The sequence below is a fragment of the Actinotalea alkalitolerans genome (assembly GCF_023369855.1).
Classification (GTDB): Bacteria; Actinomycetota; Actinomycetes; order Actinomycetales; family Cellulomonadaceae; genus Actinotalea.
The window spans coordinates 127,974-142,749 of record NZ_JAMBPP010000005.1; the positions used below are offsets into that span (position 1 = coordinate 127,974).

The following is a 14,776-nucleotide window of genomic DNA, read 5'->3' on the forward strand; positions in this document are numbered from 1 at the left end:
CAAGGAGGAGTTCCATCATGGGTCTCTCGATCAACCAGAACATCGCGGCAGTCAACTCCTACCGCAACCTGTCCAACACCCAGAACGACCTCGGCAAGTCGCTCGAGAAGCTCTCGTCCGGCTTCCGGATCAACCGTGCGGCCGACGACGCCGCCGGTCTCGCGATCTCCGAGGGACTGCGCTCGCAGGTCGGTGGCCTCAAGGTCGCTGCCCGCAACGCTCAGGACGGCATCTCGGTGGTCCAGACCGCTGAGGGCGCCCTGACCGAGGTGCACGCGATCCTGCAGCGTGTTCGTGACCTGGCCGTCCAGTCCGGTAACGACTCGAACAACGACAAGGCTCGGGAGAACATCGACACCGAGGCGACGAGCCTGGTGGCCGAGCTCGACCGGATCTCGAAGTCGACGAACTTCAACGGAACGCAGCTCTTGGACGGCAGCAACGCGACCCTGACGTTCCAGGTCGGCGCCGGCTCCACCGCCGCCAACGACCAGATTTCGGTCGATCTGAGCGACGCAAACGTCGGTGACGTCGCCACGGCGCTCGGCGCGCTCGACTTCAGCTCAGCCTCGGCTGCGCTCACATCGATCGAGCTGGTCGACACCCAGATCGAGGCTGTCTCGACCGCGCGTGCCGGGCTCGGTGCGATGCAGAACCGGTTCGAGCACACGGTCAAGAACATCAACGTCGCGGTGGAGAACCTGTCCGCGTCGGAGAGCCGGATCCGCGACACGGACATGGCGTCGGAGATGGTCAGCTTCACCCGGGCGCAGATCCTGTCCCAGGCGGGCACCGCGATGCTCGCCCAGGCCAACCAGATCCCGCAGGGCGTCCTGTCGCTCCTGCGCTGATCTGATCAGCCGTAGCACCACGCAGCACCTGCACCACCAGCAGTACACGTAGCACCAGCTGCACACCGGCCGGCGGCGGGATGACCTGGACCGTCACCCCGCCGCCGGCCGGAGCTGTCTGCGGCGCACAACGCGCCGCAACCCTCGCACCACAAGGAGAGCCCGATGGCAGGGATGAGCGTCGACGGTCTGGTGAGCGGCCTGAACACCACCGCGCTGATCAGTCAGCTGATGCAGGCCGAGGCCATGCCGCAGACCCTGCTCAAGCAGAAGTCGTCGACCGCCCAGACCTTCGTGACCGCCCTCCAGGGGCTCAACACCCGTATCGCCTCGCTCACGGACGCTGCGACCAATGCCGCCAAGCCCGCCTCGTGGCAGGCCTGGCAGGCCACCAGCTCGACCCCGGGCGCCACCGCGACCGCCGGGGCGGGCGCGCAGCCCGGGACGGTCACCTTCTCCGTCGACGCCGTCGCGACGAGCCGTGTCTCGATCACCGCGCCCGTGGCCGACGACGGCAGCCTGCTGACCGGCGAGCCGCCATCTCTCACCATCCTCAGGAAGTCCGACAACACCCTCGTCACGGTCTCGCCGGCGTCCGGCAGCCTGAGCGACATCGCCAAGGCGATCAACGACAGCCCTGACGCCGGCGTCAAAGCCACGGTCGTCCGTGTCTCGCAGGAGCCTCCGACCTTCCGCATGCAGCTCACCGGCACCACGACCGGCAGCGCCGGAGGCTTCGAGGTTCACGCCGGCACGCACACCGACGTGGCGGACCTGACGCCCGCCAGCCGGATCGACGCAACGACCGTCCGCGAGGCCGCGAACGCACAGATCACCCTGTGGAAGGGGGTTGAGGGGCTAGAGCAGACCTTTTCCCAGTCCTCCAACACCTTCACCGGCCTGATGACCGGCGTCGACGTCACCGTCTCCAAGGTCACCGCCGCTGGTGAGGACCCGACCACCATCACCGTCGATCGCGACACCGAGGCCCTCAAGAAGCTCGCCTCGGGCCTGGTCGGTGCCCTCGGCGTCGTCTTCTCCGAGATCGCCTCGAAGACAGCGACCACGACCAAGACGAACGCCGACGGCACCACCTCGGTCACCGGCGGGATCTTCTCGGGGGACAGCGCGATCCGTGGGATCTCTCAGTACCTCTCCGACGCGGTGTCGCGCCCGGTCGACGGCTACTCCCCCGCGGAGATCGGCATCGTGCTGGGCCGCGACGGGAGCTTCACCTTCGACGAGGAGAAGTTCAGCGCAGCCCTCGCTGCCGACCCTGCCAAGGTCCAGTCGATGCTGACCCAGATCGCCGACCGCGTGGCCACCACCGGCACGAGCATCTCTGACAAGTACGACGGCAGCCTGACCAACAAGATCAAGGGCCAGGAGACGCTGGTCAAGGACTACGGCAACCAGATCGACTCATGGGACCGCCGTCTGGACCTGCGGCGTGCGGGCCTCGAGCGGACCTACTCGGGCCTCGAGGTCATGCTCTCCAAGATGAACTCGCAGTCCAGCTGGCTCGCCGGTCAGCTCTCCTCCCTGCCCTCCTGGTCGAACTCGTGACTCCGGACGTGAGGTCCCGATGAACTACTCAGCAGTCCGCACCCGCTACGTCGACGACACCGTCGCCACGGCGAGCCCGGCCAAGCTCCTGACCATGCTCTACGACCGTCTCGTCCTGGACCTGCAGCGCGCCGAGGCCGCTCAGCGCGGCGGCGACCGCGCCGCCGCGGGGGTCCAGCTCAACCACGCGCAGGACATCGTCGGCGAGCTCGTCTCGACCCTCGACGTCGACGCCTGGGACGGCGCCAAGCAGCTCATGTCGGTCTACACCTTCCTGCTCACCGAGCTCATCTCCGCCAACGTGGCCGGCGACGCCGAGCGCACCGCCGCGTGCCGCGAGCTGGTCGAGCCGCTGCGCGACGCCTGGCACCAGGCCGCGCAGGAGGTCTCGGTGACGGCCACACCGCTCGAGAACATCACCGTCGGAGCCCCGGGCCGGTCGCTCGGCGAGCTCGGTGTGGGCTGAGACCACGATGAACCGGCCACCGCAGGGCTCGGCCCGGCAGGACACCACCCAGCAGTGGGACGCCGCCTGGGAGACCGCGCTCACCGCGCTCGAGATGGACGTGGCCACCGCCGAGCACATGCTGACCCTGGGGCACATCGCCCAGGACCCACCCGCCGACCCATGGGCACCCCCGGTCGGTCTGGGCCCGCTGCCGGTCGCCATGGTCGAGCGCGCCCAGAGCGTGCTGGACCGGCAGATCGAGCTCGCCCGCCGGCTCTCCGAGGCCGCCGACCTGAGCCGCCGCCACAGCCGGGCGGCGCAGGCGCTGCGCTCGGCGGCCCCCTCGGTGCCGGTCTACGTCGACACCCCCGCCTGAGCCGACTCGCCGGACCCGGCCGGAGCCGATCCACGACGCCGACCTTTCACCCGATCGGACGTCGCCGAACTCCTCACGCAGCCCTGACCACGGCCGATGGGCAACCCGAGCAGGGATCGCTCACCCCGAGGCCATGGATCGGCCGACCAGGAGGACCTCGACTGGGTGAGGTGTGTCCGGCTGTGTTCAGCTCCGTGACCTTCATGACGATGAGCAGCGCGCTCGACGGGCTCGCCCTGCGTCAGCGCGTCATCGCCGACAACGTCGCCAACGTGCAGACCCCCGGCTTCCGGGCCGGGCGGGTCTCCTTCGAGGCCTCCCTCGCCGAGGCCGTCAAGGGCGGGTCCGGCGCCGTGATCCCCCAGGTCCAGAGGTCCCTCGAGCCCACCCGGCTCGACGGCAACAACGTCAACCTCGACACCGAGACGCTGCTGAACATCGACACGAACCTGCGCTACCAGCTCGCCACGCAGGCCATCGACGGCACCTTCTCCAAGCTGCGCACCGCGATGAGGGGCTGACCATGACGACCTTCGGCGCCATCGGCACCGCCGCGAGCGGGCTCACCGTCTACCGCAAGTGGCTCGACGCGATCAGCGACAACATCTCCAACATGAACACCGTCCGTGCCACGGACGAGGAGGCCTTCCAGGCCCGGTACGTCATCGCCCAGGCCGTCGAGAACGGGACCCAGGGCGGCGTGCAGGTGGCCGGCATCGCCTACGGCAGCGCCGAGGGCCGGATGGTCTACGAGCCCGGCCACCCCCTGGCCGACCCCGAGGGCTACGTGCGCTACCCCGACATCGACATGGCCAGCCAGATGACCCAGATGATCATGGCCCAGCGCGGCTACCAGGCGAACGCCGCCATCGTGGACCGTGCCAAGGAGACCTACCAGGCCGCACTGCAGATCGGACGTAGCTGATGAGCATCCAGCCCGTCGCCGGAGTGCTCTCCGGCGTGACACCCACCGGCTACCTCGACGCGGTGGGTGGCGCCGCCTCGACGTTCCAGGTCAACCCCGGGGGGAGCGCGGCCTTCGGGACCCAGCTCGCCGGGTCGATCGACGCGCTGCAGGGCATGCAGTCCACCTCGGACGCCCTCGCGGTCAAGGCCGTCACCGGTGACCTCGACGACATCCACGACTACACGATCGCCTCGGCCCAGGCCGGCGTGGCCCTCGAGCTGACCGCGGCGATCCGCAACAAGGCCATCGAGGCCTTCTCCGAGATCATGAGGATGCAGGCCTGATGCCCACCCAGATCAGCGGTGCCCTCGGCCGCCTGCAGGAATCGATCCGCCAGTTCACCGTCGCCCAGCGCACCCTCGGCCTGATCGGGGTGGCCGTGCTCGTGCTCGGGGTCGCTGCGCTGTCGTCGTGGCTGGCCAAGCCGACCATGAGCCCGCTCTTCGCGAACATCTCGACCACCGACGCGAGCGCCATCGTCGACCAGCTCCAGGCCGAGGGCGTGCCCTACGAGCTGACCGACGGCGGCTCGACCATCCTGGTCCCGGCCGACCGTCTCTACGCGATGCGCCTGGCCGCCGCGGCGGCCGGCCTGCCCAAGGGGTCCGACGGCGGCTACAGCCTGCTCGACGACATGGGCATGACCTCCTCGGAGTTCCAGCAGCAGGTCACCTACCAGCGCGCCCTCGAGGGCGAGCTCGCCAAGACCATCGGCTCGATCACCGGGGTCGAGGCCGCCACGGTCCGCCTGGCCCTGCCCGAGAAGAGCGTCTTCGTCTCCGAGACCGCCGACCCCACCGCCTCGGTGTTCGTCAAGACCGCCCCGGGCGGCGGCCTCAGCGGTGACAAGGTCCAGTCGATCGTGCACCTCGTCTCGGCCGGCATCGAGGGCATGGCCCCCACCGACGTCGCCGTGATCGACGCCGACGGCAAGGTCCTCTCGGCCGTGGGCGGCGCGGGCAGCACGGGCATGCAGGACGGGCAGGTCGGCGAGTACGAGGGCCGGGTCGCCTCCAACGTCCAGGCGATGCTCGACCGGATCGTCGGCCCGGGCAACGCCGTGGTGAGCGTCAGCGCCGAGCTCGACTACGACCAGACCAACCGCACCAGCGAGACCTTCGCCGTCGAGGGAGAGGTTCCGCCGTTGTCCTCGGCCACGACCCTCGAGGAGTACACCGGCGGCGCGGGAGCGACCGGCGGGGTGCTGGGTCCGGACAACATCATGGTCCCGGCCGGGGAGCAGGGCACCGGTGAGTACCGCAAGGAGACAGCGACCGAGAACAACGCGGTCAACAAGGTCACCGAGCAGCTCGTGAGCGCCCCGGGCAGCGTGCGTCGGCAGTCCGTGTCGGTGGTGGTCTCCCAGGAGGCTGCCGCCGGGCTCGACCTGGTCGAGGTCCAGGGCATGGTCGGCGCGGCGGCCGGTGTGGTCGAGGAGCGCGGCGACGTGGTCTCTGTCTCGCGGATGGTCTTCGACGCCTCGGGTGCCGAGGTGGCCCAGGAGGCCCTTGCCGCGGCCGCCGCTCAGCAGGAGGCCGTCGAGCGATCCGAGCTGATCCGCACGGGCATCCTCGCCGGCGTGGTGCTGCTGACCTTCATCCTCGCCCTGGTCACCGCGGCACGCCGCAGTCGCCGGGCCCGCCGCCAGGCCCTGGACCTGGGTGCCCTGGAGATCGTCGAGTCGCGTGCGCCGGAGGCCATCGAGGCCGAGAAGGTGACACTCCCCGTGCTCGAGGCTCCCGTCGCCACGATCCAGGACGGCATCACCGCCAAGCGTGAGGACGTCATGGCCCTGGCCGCCGAGCAGCCGGCCGAGGTCGCCGAGATGCTCCGTGGCTGGCTCGTGGAAGGGAAGCGCTGATGTCCGCCGTCGCCCTGCTGACCGGGACCCAGAAGGCCGCGATGATCCTCATCCAGCTCGGCCGTGAGCAGGCCGGCCGCGTCATGGCGCAGCTCGAGGAGTCCGAGATCGAGGAGCTCACCACCGAGATCGCCCGCCTCGAGCGGATCGACCCGACGATGGCCGACGACGTGCTGGAGGAGTTCTACGAGGTCTCGATGGGGGGCTCGAGCTTCAGCGGACGCGGCGGCATGGGCTACGCCCAGCAGCTCCTCGAGGGGGCCGTGGGGCGCGAGCGTGCCGTCGGGATGCTCGAGCGCCTGGCCACCTCGATGCAGGGCCAGCCCTTCGAGTTCCTGCAGTACGCCGACGCGCGCCAGGTGGTGTCCCTGCTCAACGGGGAGCACCCCCAGACGGTGGCGCTGGTGCTCGCGCACCTGCGGGCCGACCACGCCTCGGCGATCATGACCGGGCTGCCGCCCACCACCCAGGCCGAGGTCGCGCACCGCATCGCCCTGATGGAGCGGGCCTCGCCCGACGTCGTCGCGGTGGTCGCCGAGAGCCTGCAGCGCAAGGCCTCCGCGGTGCTGACCCCTCAGGAGATGTCCGCGATCGGTGGCGTGCAGCCCCTCGTGGAGATCATCAACCGGGCTGACCCGACCACCGAGAAGCTCATCCTCGAGGGGCTCGCCGCCCGCGACCAGGCCCTGGCCGACGAGGTCCGCAGCCGCATGTTCGTCTTCGGTGACCTCGTGCTGCTCGAGGAGCGCGCCATCCAGCTCGTGCTGCGCGGTGTGGAGATGTCCACCCTGGCCACCGCCCTCAAGGGTGCCGACGAGGAGGTGCGCGAGAAGATCCTGCGCAACCTCTCCGAGCGTGCCCGGGAGAACCTCGAGGAGGAGATCGAGCTCATGGGCCCGGTCCGCCTGTCGATGGTCGAGGACGCCCGCGCCGGTGTGGTGCAGGTCATCCGCCGCCTCGAGGAGAGCGGCGAGATCGTCATCCGCCGCGAGGGCGAGGACGAGTATGTCTCCTGAGCAGGCGGTCACGGCGTTCCGCCCTTCGGCCCTGGCGGGGTCGGGGCAGCGTCCCGCGGGGGTCGACGAGCGCGCCCGCGCGGCGGGGTACGCCGCCGGGTGGGCGGCCGGCACCCGTGCCGCCGCCGACGCCGCGGTCGCCCACCAGCAGCGGCTGGCCGACGACCACCTGCGCCGCGAGGCGGTGCGTGACGCTGCGATCGACGACGCGCTGGCTGTGCTGGGACGTGCGGCCCAGGCGGTCGCCGCCCGTGAGGCCCCCGTCGTGACCGACGCCCGGGCCACCCTGCACGCCGCTGCCCTCGACCTCGCCGCGGCGGTGCTGCAGCACGAGCTGACCCCCGGGCCGGCATCGGCCGTGTCCATCCTCGACCGGGCGCTGGCCCTGCCCGCCGAGCTCGGCGTGCACACCGTCCGGGTCAGCCCGGCCGACCTGGCGCACGTGCGGACCCTGCTCGAGGCCACGTCCCGTCGGCTGCCCGCCGGCCTGCAGGTCGTGGCCGACCAGGGCCTGCGACCGGGGGACGTCGTGAGCGAGCACGCCACCGGACAGCTCGACGGTCAGATCGCCTCGGCCCTGGACCGTGCTCGTCGGGCCCTGCTCGAGGACGACGCATGAGCCTGACCGCCCCGCCGCGCCTGTGGTCCGACGCCGCCGACCCGACCGCGGGAACGCAGCTGCGGACCGACTCCCGGATGCGTCGCGCCCTCGAGGTCGCCGCGCCCCAACGGGTGGGGACCGTCAGCGCGGTGGTCGGCCTGTCGATCGACGTGGCCGGCCTTCCCGGTGCGGTCGGCGATCTGCTCACCCTGGGCGACCCCGCCGACCCGGCCGGGTGCGTCGCCGCCGAGGTCGTGGCGGTGACCGCCCGCACGTTGCGCTGCATGCCGCTCGGCGCCGTGCACGGCCTGCACGTGGGCCTGCCCGTGCGCAGCACCGGTCGTCCGCTCCTGGTGCCCACCGGACCTCAGCTGCTGGGCCGCATCCTCGACGGGCTGGGCCGGCCGATCGACGGCAAGGGCCCGCTGCTCGACGGCCCCGGTGCCCGCCGTCGACCGGTCAACGGCGCGTCACCCTCCGCGCTGGGACGGGCCCGGGTCGACACGCCCCTGTCGTTGGGCGTGCGCGCCCTGGACACCATGGCGACCGTGGGGCGCGGCCAGCGCATCGGCCTGTTCGCCGGCTCGGGCGTCGGCAAGTCCAGCCTGCTCTCGATGGTCGCGCGCGGCACCGAGGCCGAGGTCTCGGTGATCGCCCTGGTCGGTGAGCGCGGCCGTGAGGTGCGCGAGTTCATCGAGGACGACCTCGGCCCGCAGGGTCTGGCCCGCAGCGTCGTGGTGGTCGCGACCTCCGACGAACCGCCCCTGGTCCGTCTGCGCGCCGCCTTCGTGGCGACTCGCATCGCCGAGGGTTTCCGGGACGAGGGCCGCGACGCGGTGCTGATGATGGACTCGCTGACCCGGGTCGCGATGGCCCAGCGCGAGATCGGCCTGTCGGTGGGCGAGCCCCCCGCGACCCGCGGCTACCCGCCGTCCACCTTCTCGCTGCTCGCCCAGCTGCTCGAGCGTGCCGGCACCGCCGAGCGGGGCTCGGTCACCGGGATCTACACGGTGCTGGTCGACGGTGACGACCACAACGAGCCGATCGCCGACTCGGCCCGTTCGTTGCTGGACGGGCACGTGGTGCTGACCCGTGACCTGGCCGTGGCCGGGCACTTCCCGAGCATCGACGTGCTGTCCTCGGTGTCCCGTGTGGCCGGCCGGGTCACCACCGCCGAGCAGGCCGCACTGGCCGTCCGGCTGCGTCAGGTGATGGCTGCCCGACGTCGGGCACAGGACCTCCTGGACGTCGGCGCGTACGCCGCGGGGACCAACCCGCTGGTCGACGCCGCGGTGACCCACGGCGCGGCCATCGAGTCCTTCCTGCAGCAGTCGATGGGTGAGGTCGCAGCCTCGGGCGAGTCCTGGGCGCACCTGGCCCGGCTCGTCGACGCGATGGGTGGCCCCCGATGACGCCCCCGCTGTTCCGCCTGGGCGGGCTGCTGCGTCTGCGCAAGATGCAGGAGGACGAGGCCGCTGCCGAGGTCGCGCGCGCCTACGCCACGCACAAGGACGCGGCCGACCGCCGCCAGCAGACCGCCGAGCTGCTCCACGGCGCGGCGCTGCCGCTGCGCGGTGACGACCTCACCTGGCAGGCGGCGATCGCCGGCCGGGCCGCGCTGCGGACCATGCTGCACGACTCGCTCACCGCGGTCGAGGTCGCCCAGACGCGGGTCGACCAGGCCTCGGCGCACTGGGCCGACGCCCGGACCCGCGCCGCGACCCTGGGCAAGCTCGAGGAGCGCCACGACCAGGAGGTCCGTGTCGAGGCCGACCGCGCCGAGCAGGTCGTGCTCGACGAGGCCGCCTCCCGGCGGCACCACCAGGCCGACACCGAACTCGCTGACGTCGATCCCACCGAGGGAGACTCATGACCACCATCACCACGTTGCCGGCCCCCGCCCCCACCCGGGTGACGGCAGGTGGCTCACGCGGCGGCACCAGCGGTGGCGACTTCGCCTCGGCCCTGGACGCCGAGGTCACCGGCCGGGGCAGTGCACGCCCCGCCGTCGGCTCGCCGGGTGCGCCCGGAGAGGGAGCACCCGGCGAGCGTGCGCCCGCGGAGGGCGCACCGGTCACCGTCGAGCAGATCCTGCGCGCCGCCGCGACGGTGCTGCGCGACGCGGCCACACCTGCGCTGACCCTCGTGACCGACGCCGAGGGCATGGTCGACGAGGCCACGGCCACGGACATGGACGACGAGCTCGCCACGGTCCTGCCCGAGCAGCGCACGGCAGGCAGCGCGGCACCGGACCTCGCGCTGCAGGTCGACCCGGCCGCCGCGCCGCAGGGTGAGGCTGCACGGGGTGCGACGTCCACCGTCGCTGCCACCGCTGCCACCGCTGCAGCACCGGCGGTCCCCGGCACCCTCACCCAGGAGGGCCGCGCGGCGCCCGCCGAGACCCGCCCGACGACCGTGGCGACTGCCGAGACCCGCCCGACGGTCGCGGTCGCAGCACCCACCATCACCGCAGAGGGATCCGTCGGCCAGGGCACGGTCAACCAGGGCACCGGGGACCAGGAGGCCGCACCGGGCCGCTCCGAGAGTCAGGGCTCCGGCCGTCCCGCCACCGAGACGCCCGCCGGCACGGTGACCGGGGCGGGATCCCCGGCCGCGGCCGCGGTGGCGCAGCAGGCCGGCGCCACCGGCGCCGACACCCGCGAGGTCGCCCCGACCCCCGCGACGACCACCCCCGGGGTCGCCCCCGCGATCAGCGGGGTCGCTGCACCCGCCGCTCCGGCGGAGACCTCAGCCCCCAGCGCAGCACCACCGCCCGCCGCCCCGGCGGCCCCCGAGCCGCGGCCCCTCGCCGAGCAGATCGGCGTGCGTCTCGCCGCGCTGCGAGGTGCGGGCGACGGGCAGCACGTGCTGACCCTGCGCGTCGACCCGGACACCTTCGGTCCGGTGCGCGTCGTGGCGCACATCGGGCCCGAGGGGATGCGGATCGAGCTGCTCGGTGGCAGTGACCAGGCCCGCGAGGCCCTGCGCGCGGCCCTGCCCGACCTGCGGCGCGACCTCGCCGCGACCGGCCTCACCGCTGACCTGGGCCTCGGCCAGGGCACCGGGGGTGGCGCCGAGAAGGGCAACGGCTCGGCGTCCGGCACGGGTGAGGGCTCCACGGGTGGCACCGACGGCCCGGTCGACGAGCGCACCGACGTCGAGCGCCGCGCCGCAGCCCTCGCCGACCTGACCCAACCCTCACGCCGGCACTCCGGCCTCGACCTGATCGCCTGAGAGGCACGCATGAGCATCGCCCCGACCCAGTCCAGCACCGCGACCAGCCTCTACACGACGGGCACCGCCTCCACCGACGCCAAGAAGGAGCTCGACAAGGAGGTCTTCCTGGCCCTCCTGGTCGCGCAGCTGCGCAACCAGGACCCCACCGCCCCGATGGACACCAGCGCGATGATGGCGCAGTCCACCCAGCTGGCCTCGATGGAGCAGCTCACCGGCCTGGCCGACACCAGCCGTGAGCAGTTCGGCCTGCAGATGAGGATGGCGGCCTCCAACCTCATCGGCCAGGAGGTCACCTTCGTCGACCAGGACGGCGTCAAGCAGTCCGGCCGGGTGACCGGGGCGGCCTTCGACGGTGCCGTACCGACCGTGAACGTCGGCGAGTGGACCGTCCCGCTCGACGCGGTCTCCTCGATCAACCCGGCGACGATCGCCGCGCCGCCCACCACGACCGCACCGCCGACCGACGACTCCACCGACGACCCCACCAGCTCTGCCGACCCTGCTGCCTGACCAGGCCGCGACACCACTCGAAGGGAAACTCCCATGCTTCGCTCGCTCTTCTCCGGTATCAGCGGTCTCCGCGCCCACCAGACGATGCTCGACGTCACCGGCAACAACATCGCCAACGTCAACACCACGGGGTTCAAGGCCTCCCAGACGCAGTTCCAGGACACGCTGTCCCAGGTGCTCACCAACGCCGGTGGTGGCCAGGAGGGCATCGGTGGCACCAACCCCGCCCAGGTCGGCCTGGGCGTGCGGGTCGCGGGCGTCACGACCAACTTCCAGCAGGGCGCCGCCCAGCTCACCAACCGCAGCACCGACATGATGATCTCGGGCGACGGCTTCTTCATGGTGCGCAAGGGTGCCGAGCAGTTCTACTCCCGCGCCGGTGCGTTCGACTTCGACGCCAACGGGCAGCTCGTGACCCCCGACGGTGGGCTGGTGCGCGGCTGGGCCGCCGCGGGCGACGGATCCATCGACACCAACGGCCCGCTGACCGACCTGCGCCTGCCCATCGCGACCCTGATGGGTGCGCGGGCCACCACTGGGGCGACCTTCGAGGGCAACCTGCCCACCGACGCCGTCGCGGGCACCGTGCTGAACCGTGAGGTCGACGTCTACGACGCCGCGGGCACCCTGCAGTCCCTGTCGCTGGCGTTCACCCGGACGGCCGCCGGCTGGGACGTGTCGGCGATGCGCGGTGGCGTGCCCGTCGGGACGGTGAGCCCGCTGACCTTCAACGCCGACGGGACGCTCGCCTCGGGCGGGACCATGGCCGCCGGCGGGGTCGACGTCGACCTGAGCACCCTGACCGGTTACGCGGGCCTGACCACGGTCGAGGCCTCCGCGCAGGACGGTCGCTCGGCCGGCACGCTGCAGTCCTTCACCATCAACGCCGACGGCACCCTGCTCGGCCAGTTCAGCAACGGCCTCAAGCAGGCCGTGGGCCGTGTCGCGCTGGCGACCTTCACCAACCCGGCCGGCATGGAGAAGGCAGGGGGCTCGCTCTACCGCACCACGGTCAACTCGGGCGACCCGCAGGTCGGTGCGGCCGGCACGGGTGGCCGCGGCGAGCTCACCGGTGGCGCGCTCGAGATGTCGAACGTCGACCTCTCGGCCGAGTTCACCAACCTGATCATCGCCCAGCGTGGCTTCCAGGCGAACTCCCGCGTCATCACCACCTCCGACGAGCTGCTCCAGGAGCTCGTCAACCTCAAGCGCTGACCGTGCGCGCGGTCCCTGTCCCGCTGCGGGGCAGGGACCGGCGTCGGGCAGGACAGAACCACTCACACCGGCCCACCTGCGGCCGATCAGTCCGGTACGGGGCTCATGGATGGGCCCAAGGCACACCAGGGATGGACCAGCCGTGATCGTCGTGACGCGCCTCAACGGACCGCAGTTCGCGGTCAACCCCGATCTGCTCCAGCGCATCGAGAGCACGCCGGACACGATCCTCACGCTCATCGACGGCACCAAGTACATCGTCGCGGAGTCGATGGAGACCGTGACCGAGCTGGTCATCGAGTACCGCGCCAAGGTCGTCTCGCGGACCATGGACCTCACCGGCCCCCTGAACGACCGGGCAGTCGCCGCCGATCCCGCCGTCGCCGCCGTGACCGCCCTGCGCCCTGCGTCCTCCCGCCCCCTCACGTCCGTACCGGAGGCCGACTGATGGATCCGGCAACCCTGGCGGGTCTCGCGCTCGCCTTCGGGATGGTGCTCATGGGCATCCTCGTCGAGGGTGCCAGCCCGATGTCCGTGGTGCTCCCGGCCCCGATGATCCTGGTGATCGGCGGCACGCTCGGAGCCGGTCTGGCCAGCAGCACGCTGCGTGACGCCGTGCGTGCCTTCAAGACGCTGCCGAAGTGGCTCACCTTCAAGCAGCCCGACATGGACAGCACGGTCGACACCGTGGTCGGCCTGGCCGACCGCGCCCGTCGGGAGGGCCTGCTCTCGCTCGAGGACGCGGCCCGCGACGTCGACAACGAGTTCCTGCGCGCGGGGCTGCAGGCCGCGATCGACGGCACCGACCCCGACGACCTGCGCGAGATGCTCGAGGACCGCATCGCCAGCAAGCGGGCGATGGACAAGATCACCGCGAAGTACTGGAACACCATGGGTGGCTACGCCCCCACGATCGGCATCATCGGCACGGTCGTCTCGCTGGTGCACGTGCTCGAGAACCTCGCCCAGCCCGACGAGCTCGGGCACATGATCGCCGCGGCCTTCGTCGCGACCCTGTGGGGCCTGCTCAGCGCCAACCTGGTCTTCCTGCCCATCGGTGCCCGCATCGCCCGCGCCTCCGAGCTCGAGTGCGCTCACATGTCCATGGCCGTCGAGGGCCTGCTGGCCATCCAGTCGGGGGCCAACCCGCGCCTGGTCGGCCAGCGTCTGCGTAGCCTCATGCCGCCCGACCAGGTCAAGGACGCCGCGTGAGTGCGGGCCACGGCTCGGGCGGGCACGGCCGCAAGGGTGGTCGGCGCGGTGGTGCGCACGAGGAGGAGGAGCACGAGAACCACGAGCGGTGGGCGGTCAGCTACGCCGACATGATGACCGTGCTCGTGGGCCTGTTCATCGTCATGTACGCGATGAGCAGCGTCGACGAGGTCAAGTACGAGCAGCTGCGCGACTCCCTGGCCGCCGGGTTCGGCAACCGCGCCCCCTCGATGCTCGAGGGCAGCAGCGGTGCGCTCACCGGGACCGAGAGCTTCCAGATCACCCCGGACATCGCCAAGGACACCGGGATCCTGTCCGAGCAGATCCGTACGCTGACCGCGACCCCGACCACCACCGACCTCACGCTCACCGAGCAGGAGCGCACGGCCCTGCGGGCCGACGCGGAGTTCGAGCGCCTCGAGGCCATCGCCGACCAGATCTCCGCGGCCCTGACCGAGCAGGCCCTGGCCGACAGGGTGCGTTTCCGGGTGACCGAGCGGGGACTGGTGATCGGCATGGTCGCCGACGACGTCTTCTTCCAGGCCGATGCCGCCACGCTCACCGAGACCGCGCAGCGGGTGCTGGACACCATGGCACCGGTCCTGGTGGGGATCACCGACGAGATCTCGATCGAAGGGCACGCCAACGTGCTGCCCACCGCCCGCTACCCCACCAACTGGGAGCTGTCCTCCGACCGCGCCACCCAGGTGCTCCGGCGCCTGGTCGAGACCGGGGGTCTGCCCGCCCAGCGCGTCGCGGCCGTCGGCTTCGGTGAGGCCCGGCCCCTCGAGGAGGCCGGGGGCGTCGCCGCCCTCGACGCCAACCGCAGGGTCGACCTCGTGGTGCTCAGCGCCGCCCCCGAGACCGTACGCGCCCTCCTGCCCGCCATCGCCGCCAGAGAACCGAGGTGACCCCG

At 71.9% G+C, this 14,776-nt stretch carries 18 protein-coding genes; all 18 read left to right on the top strand.

What is annotated here, in order from left to right; genetic code table 11:
- The first annotated feature begins 17 nt into the window (after positions 1-17).
- The 18 genes from M1R94_RS07520 (at position 18) to M1R94_RS07605 (ending at position 14,771) form a co-directional block, all read left to right on the top strand.
- Complete coding sequence (locus tag M1R94_RS07520) at positions 18-851, top strand: flagellin N-terminal helical domain-containing protein (protein ID WP_249381055.1); 834 nt, start codon at positions 18-20, stop codon at positions 849-851.
- Between the two features lie 165 nt (positions 852-1,016).
- Positions 1,017-2,417: a flagellar filament capping protein FliD gene (gene fliD, locus M1R94_RS07525; RefSeq protein ID WP_249381056.1), complete on the top strand. Its 1,401-nt coding sequence runs from the start codon at positions 1,017-1,019 to the stop codon at positions 2,415-2,417.
- A gap of 19 nt (positions 2,418-2,436) precedes the next feature.
- The gene (fliS, locus tag M1R94_RS07530; RefSeq protein ID WP_249381057.1) at positions 2,437-2,883 is read left to right on the top strand and encodes a flagellar export chaperone FliS; all 447 of its coding nucleotides are present in this window, start codon (positions 2,437-2,439) and stop codon (positions 2,881-2,883) included.
- A gap of 7 nt (positions 2,884-2,890) precedes the next feature.
- Complete coding sequence (locus tag M1R94_RS07535) at positions 2,891-3,241, top strand: hypothetical protein (protein ID WP_249381058.1); 351 nt, start codon at positions 2,891-2,893, stop codon at positions 3,239-3,241.
- Positions 3,242-3,423: 182 nt separating this feature from the next.
- Positions 3,424-3,762 carry a flagellar basal body rod protein FlgB gene (locus tag M1R94_RS07540; RefSeq protein ID WP_249381059.1) on the top strand — a complete coding sequence of 113 codons (339 nt, stop codon included), beginning with the start codon at positions 3,424-3,426 and terminating at the stop codon, positions 3,760-3,762.
- Positions 3,763-3,764: 2 nt separating this feature from the next.
- Complete coding sequence (flgC, locus tag M1R94_RS07545) at positions 3,765-4,166, top strand: flagellar basal body rod protein FlgC (protein WP_249381060.1); 402 nt, start codon at positions 3,765-3,767, stop codon at positions 4,164-4,166.
- On the top strand, positions 4,166-4,492 hold the full coding sequence (gene fliE, locus M1R94_RS07550; protein WP_249381061.1) for a flagellar hook-basal body complex protein FliE: 327 nt from the start codon (positions 4,166-4,168) through the stop codon (positions 4,490-4,492). The genes flgC and fliE overlap by 1 nt, the downstream gene beginning before the upstream one ends.
- On the top strand, positions 4,492-6,069 hold the full coding sequence (fliF, locus tag M1R94_RS07555; protein ID WP_249381062.1) for a flagellar basal-body MS-ring/collar protein FliF: 1,578 nt from the start codon (positions 4,492-4,494) through the stop codon (positions 6,067-6,069). The genes fliE and fliF overlap by 1 nt, the downstream gene beginning before the upstream one ends.
- Positions 6,069-7,085 (top strand): flagellar motor switch protein FliG, encoded by a 1,017-nt coding sequence (gene fliG / locus M1R94_RS07560; RefSeq protein WP_249381063.1) that lies wholly within the window; start codon positions 6,069-6,071, stop codon positions 7,083-7,085. Before fliF ends, fliG begins: the two co-directional genes overlap by 1 nt.
- Positions 7,075-7,704: a FliH/SctL family protein gene (locus M1R94_RS07565; protein ID WP_249381064.1), complete on the top strand. Its 630-nt coding sequence runs from the start codon at positions 7,075-7,077 to the stop codon at positions 7,702-7,704. Before fliG ends, M1R94_RS07565 begins: the two co-directional genes overlap by 11 nt.
- A 77-nt stretch (positions 7,705-7,781) precedes the next feature.
- Positions 7,782-9,098: a FliI/YscN family ATPase gene (locus tag M1R94_RS07570; RefSeq protein WP_249381252.1), complete on the top strand. Its 1,317-nt coding sequence runs from the start codon at positions 7,782-7,784 to the stop codon at positions 9,096-9,098.
- Positions 9,095-9,559 carry a flagellar export protein FliJ gene (locus M1R94_RS07575; RefSeq protein WP_249381065.1) on the top strand — a complete coding sequence of 155 codons (465 nt, stop codon included), beginning with the start codon at positions 9,095-9,097 and terminating at the stop codon, positions 9,557-9,559. The genes M1R94_RS07570 and M1R94_RS07575 overlap by 4 nt, the downstream gene beginning before the upstream one ends.
- Positions 9,556-10,920, top strand: a complete 1,365-nt coding sequence (locus M1R94_RS07580) for a flagellar hook-length control protein FliK (RefSeq protein ID WP_249381066.1) — start codon at positions 9,556-9,558, stop codon at positions 10,918-10,920. The genes M1R94_RS07575 and M1R94_RS07580 overlap by 4 nt, the downstream gene beginning before the upstream one ends.
- A gap of 9 nt (positions 10,921-10,929) precedes the next feature.
- Positions 10,930-11,433 carry a flagellar hook assembly protein FlgD gene (locus tag M1R94_RS07585; RefSeq protein ID WP_249381067.1) on the top strand — a complete coding sequence of 168 codons (504 nt, stop codon included), beginning with the start codon at positions 10,930-10,932 and terminating at the stop codon, positions 11,431-11,433.
- 33 nt (positions 11,434-11,466) lie between these two features.
- Positions 11,467-12,648, top strand: coding sequence for a flagellar hook protein FlgE (locus M1R94_RS07590; RefSeq protein ID WP_249381068.1), 1,182 nt, complete (start codon positions 11,467-11,469; stop codon positions 12,646-12,648).
- 142 nt (positions 12,649-12,790) lie between these two features.
- Positions 12,791-13,096, top strand: coding sequence for a flagellar FlbD family protein (locus M1R94_RS07595; protein WP_249381069.1), 306 nt, complete (start codon positions 12,791-12,793; stop codon positions 13,094-13,096).
- Entirely contained in the window at positions 13,096-13,860 is a 765-nt protein-coding gene (locus tag M1R94_RS07600) for a motility protein A (protein ID WP_249381070.1), read from the top strand. Before M1R94_RS07595 ends, M1R94_RS07600 begins: the two co-directional genes overlap by 1 nt.
- A complete protein-coding gene (locus tag M1R94_RS07605; RefSeq protein WP_249381071.1) occupies positions 13,857-14,771 on the top strand; it encodes a flagellar motor protein MotB in 915 nt (304 codons plus the stop codon). Before M1R94_RS07600 ends, M1R94_RS07605 begins: the two co-directional genes overlap by 4 nt.
- The last annotated feature ends 5 nt before the right edge of the window (positions 14,772-14,776 follow it).

What these genes read in the sequence shown, in the direction of transcription:
- fliD (WP_249381056.1), top strand. Translation starts at nt 1,017, where the DNA reads ATGGCAGGGATGAGCGTCGACGGTCTGGTGAGCGGCCTGAACACCACC.
- M1R94_RS07570 (WP_249381252.1), top strand. Translation starts at nt 7,782, where the DNA reads ATGCGTCGCGCCCTCGAGGTCGCCGCGCCCCAACGGGTGGGGACCGTC.
- M1R94_RS07585 (WP_249381067.1), top strand. Translation starts at nt 10,930, where the DNA reads ATGAGCATCGCCCCGACCCAGTCCAGCACCGCGACCAGCCTCTACACG.
- fliS (WP_249381057.1), top strand. Translation starts at nt 2,437, where the DNA reads ATGAACTACTCAGCAGTCCGCACCCGCTACGTCGACGACACCGTCGCC.
- M1R94_RS07565 (WP_249381064.1), top strand. Translation starts at nt 7,075, where the DNA reads ATGTCTCCTGAGCAGGCGGTCACGGCGTTCCGCCCTTCGGCCCTGGCG.
- fliG (WP_249381063.1), top strand. Translation starts at nt 6,069, where the DNA reads ATGTCCGCCGTCGCCCTGCTGACCGGGACCCAGAAGGCCGCGATGATC.
- M1R94_RS07600 (WP_249381070.1), top strand. Translation starts at nt 13,096, where the DNA reads ATGGATCCGGCAACCCTGGCGGGTCTCGCGCTCGCCTTCGGGATGGTG.
- M1R94_RS07520 (WP_249381055.1), top strand. Translation starts at nt 18, where the DNA reads ATGGGTCTCTCGATCAACCAGAACATCGCGGCAGTCAACTCCTACCGC.
- flgC (WP_249381060.1), top strand. Translation starts at nt 3,765, where the DNA reads ATGACGACCTTCGGCGCCATCGGCACCGCCGCGAGCGGGCTCACCGTC.
- M1R94_RS07590 (WP_249381068.1), top strand. Translation starts at nt 11,467, where the DNA reads ATGCTTCGCTCGCTCTTCTCCGGTATCAGCGGTCTCCGCGCCCACCAG.
- M1R94_RS07575 (WP_249381065.1), top strand. Translation starts at nt 9,095, where the DNA reads ATGACGCCCCCGCTGTTCCGCCTGGGCGGGCTGCTGCGTCTGCGCAAG.
- fliF (WP_249381062.1), top strand. Translation starts at nt 4,492, where the DNA reads ATGCCCACCCAGATCAGCGGTGCCCTCGGCCGCCTGCAGGAATCGATC.
- M1R94_RS07580 (WP_249381066.1), top strand. Translation starts at nt 9,556, where the DNA reads ATGACCACCATCACCACGTTGCCGGCCCCCGCCCCCACCCGGGTGACG.
- fliE (WP_249381061.1), top strand. Translation starts at nt 4,166, where the DNA reads ATGAGCATCCAGCCCGTCGCCGGAGTGCTCTCCGGCGTGACACCCACC.
- M1R94_RS07535 (WP_249381058.1), top strand. Translation starts at nt 2,891, where the DNA reads ATGAACCGGCCACCGCAGGGCTCGGCCCGGCAGGACACCACCCAGCAG.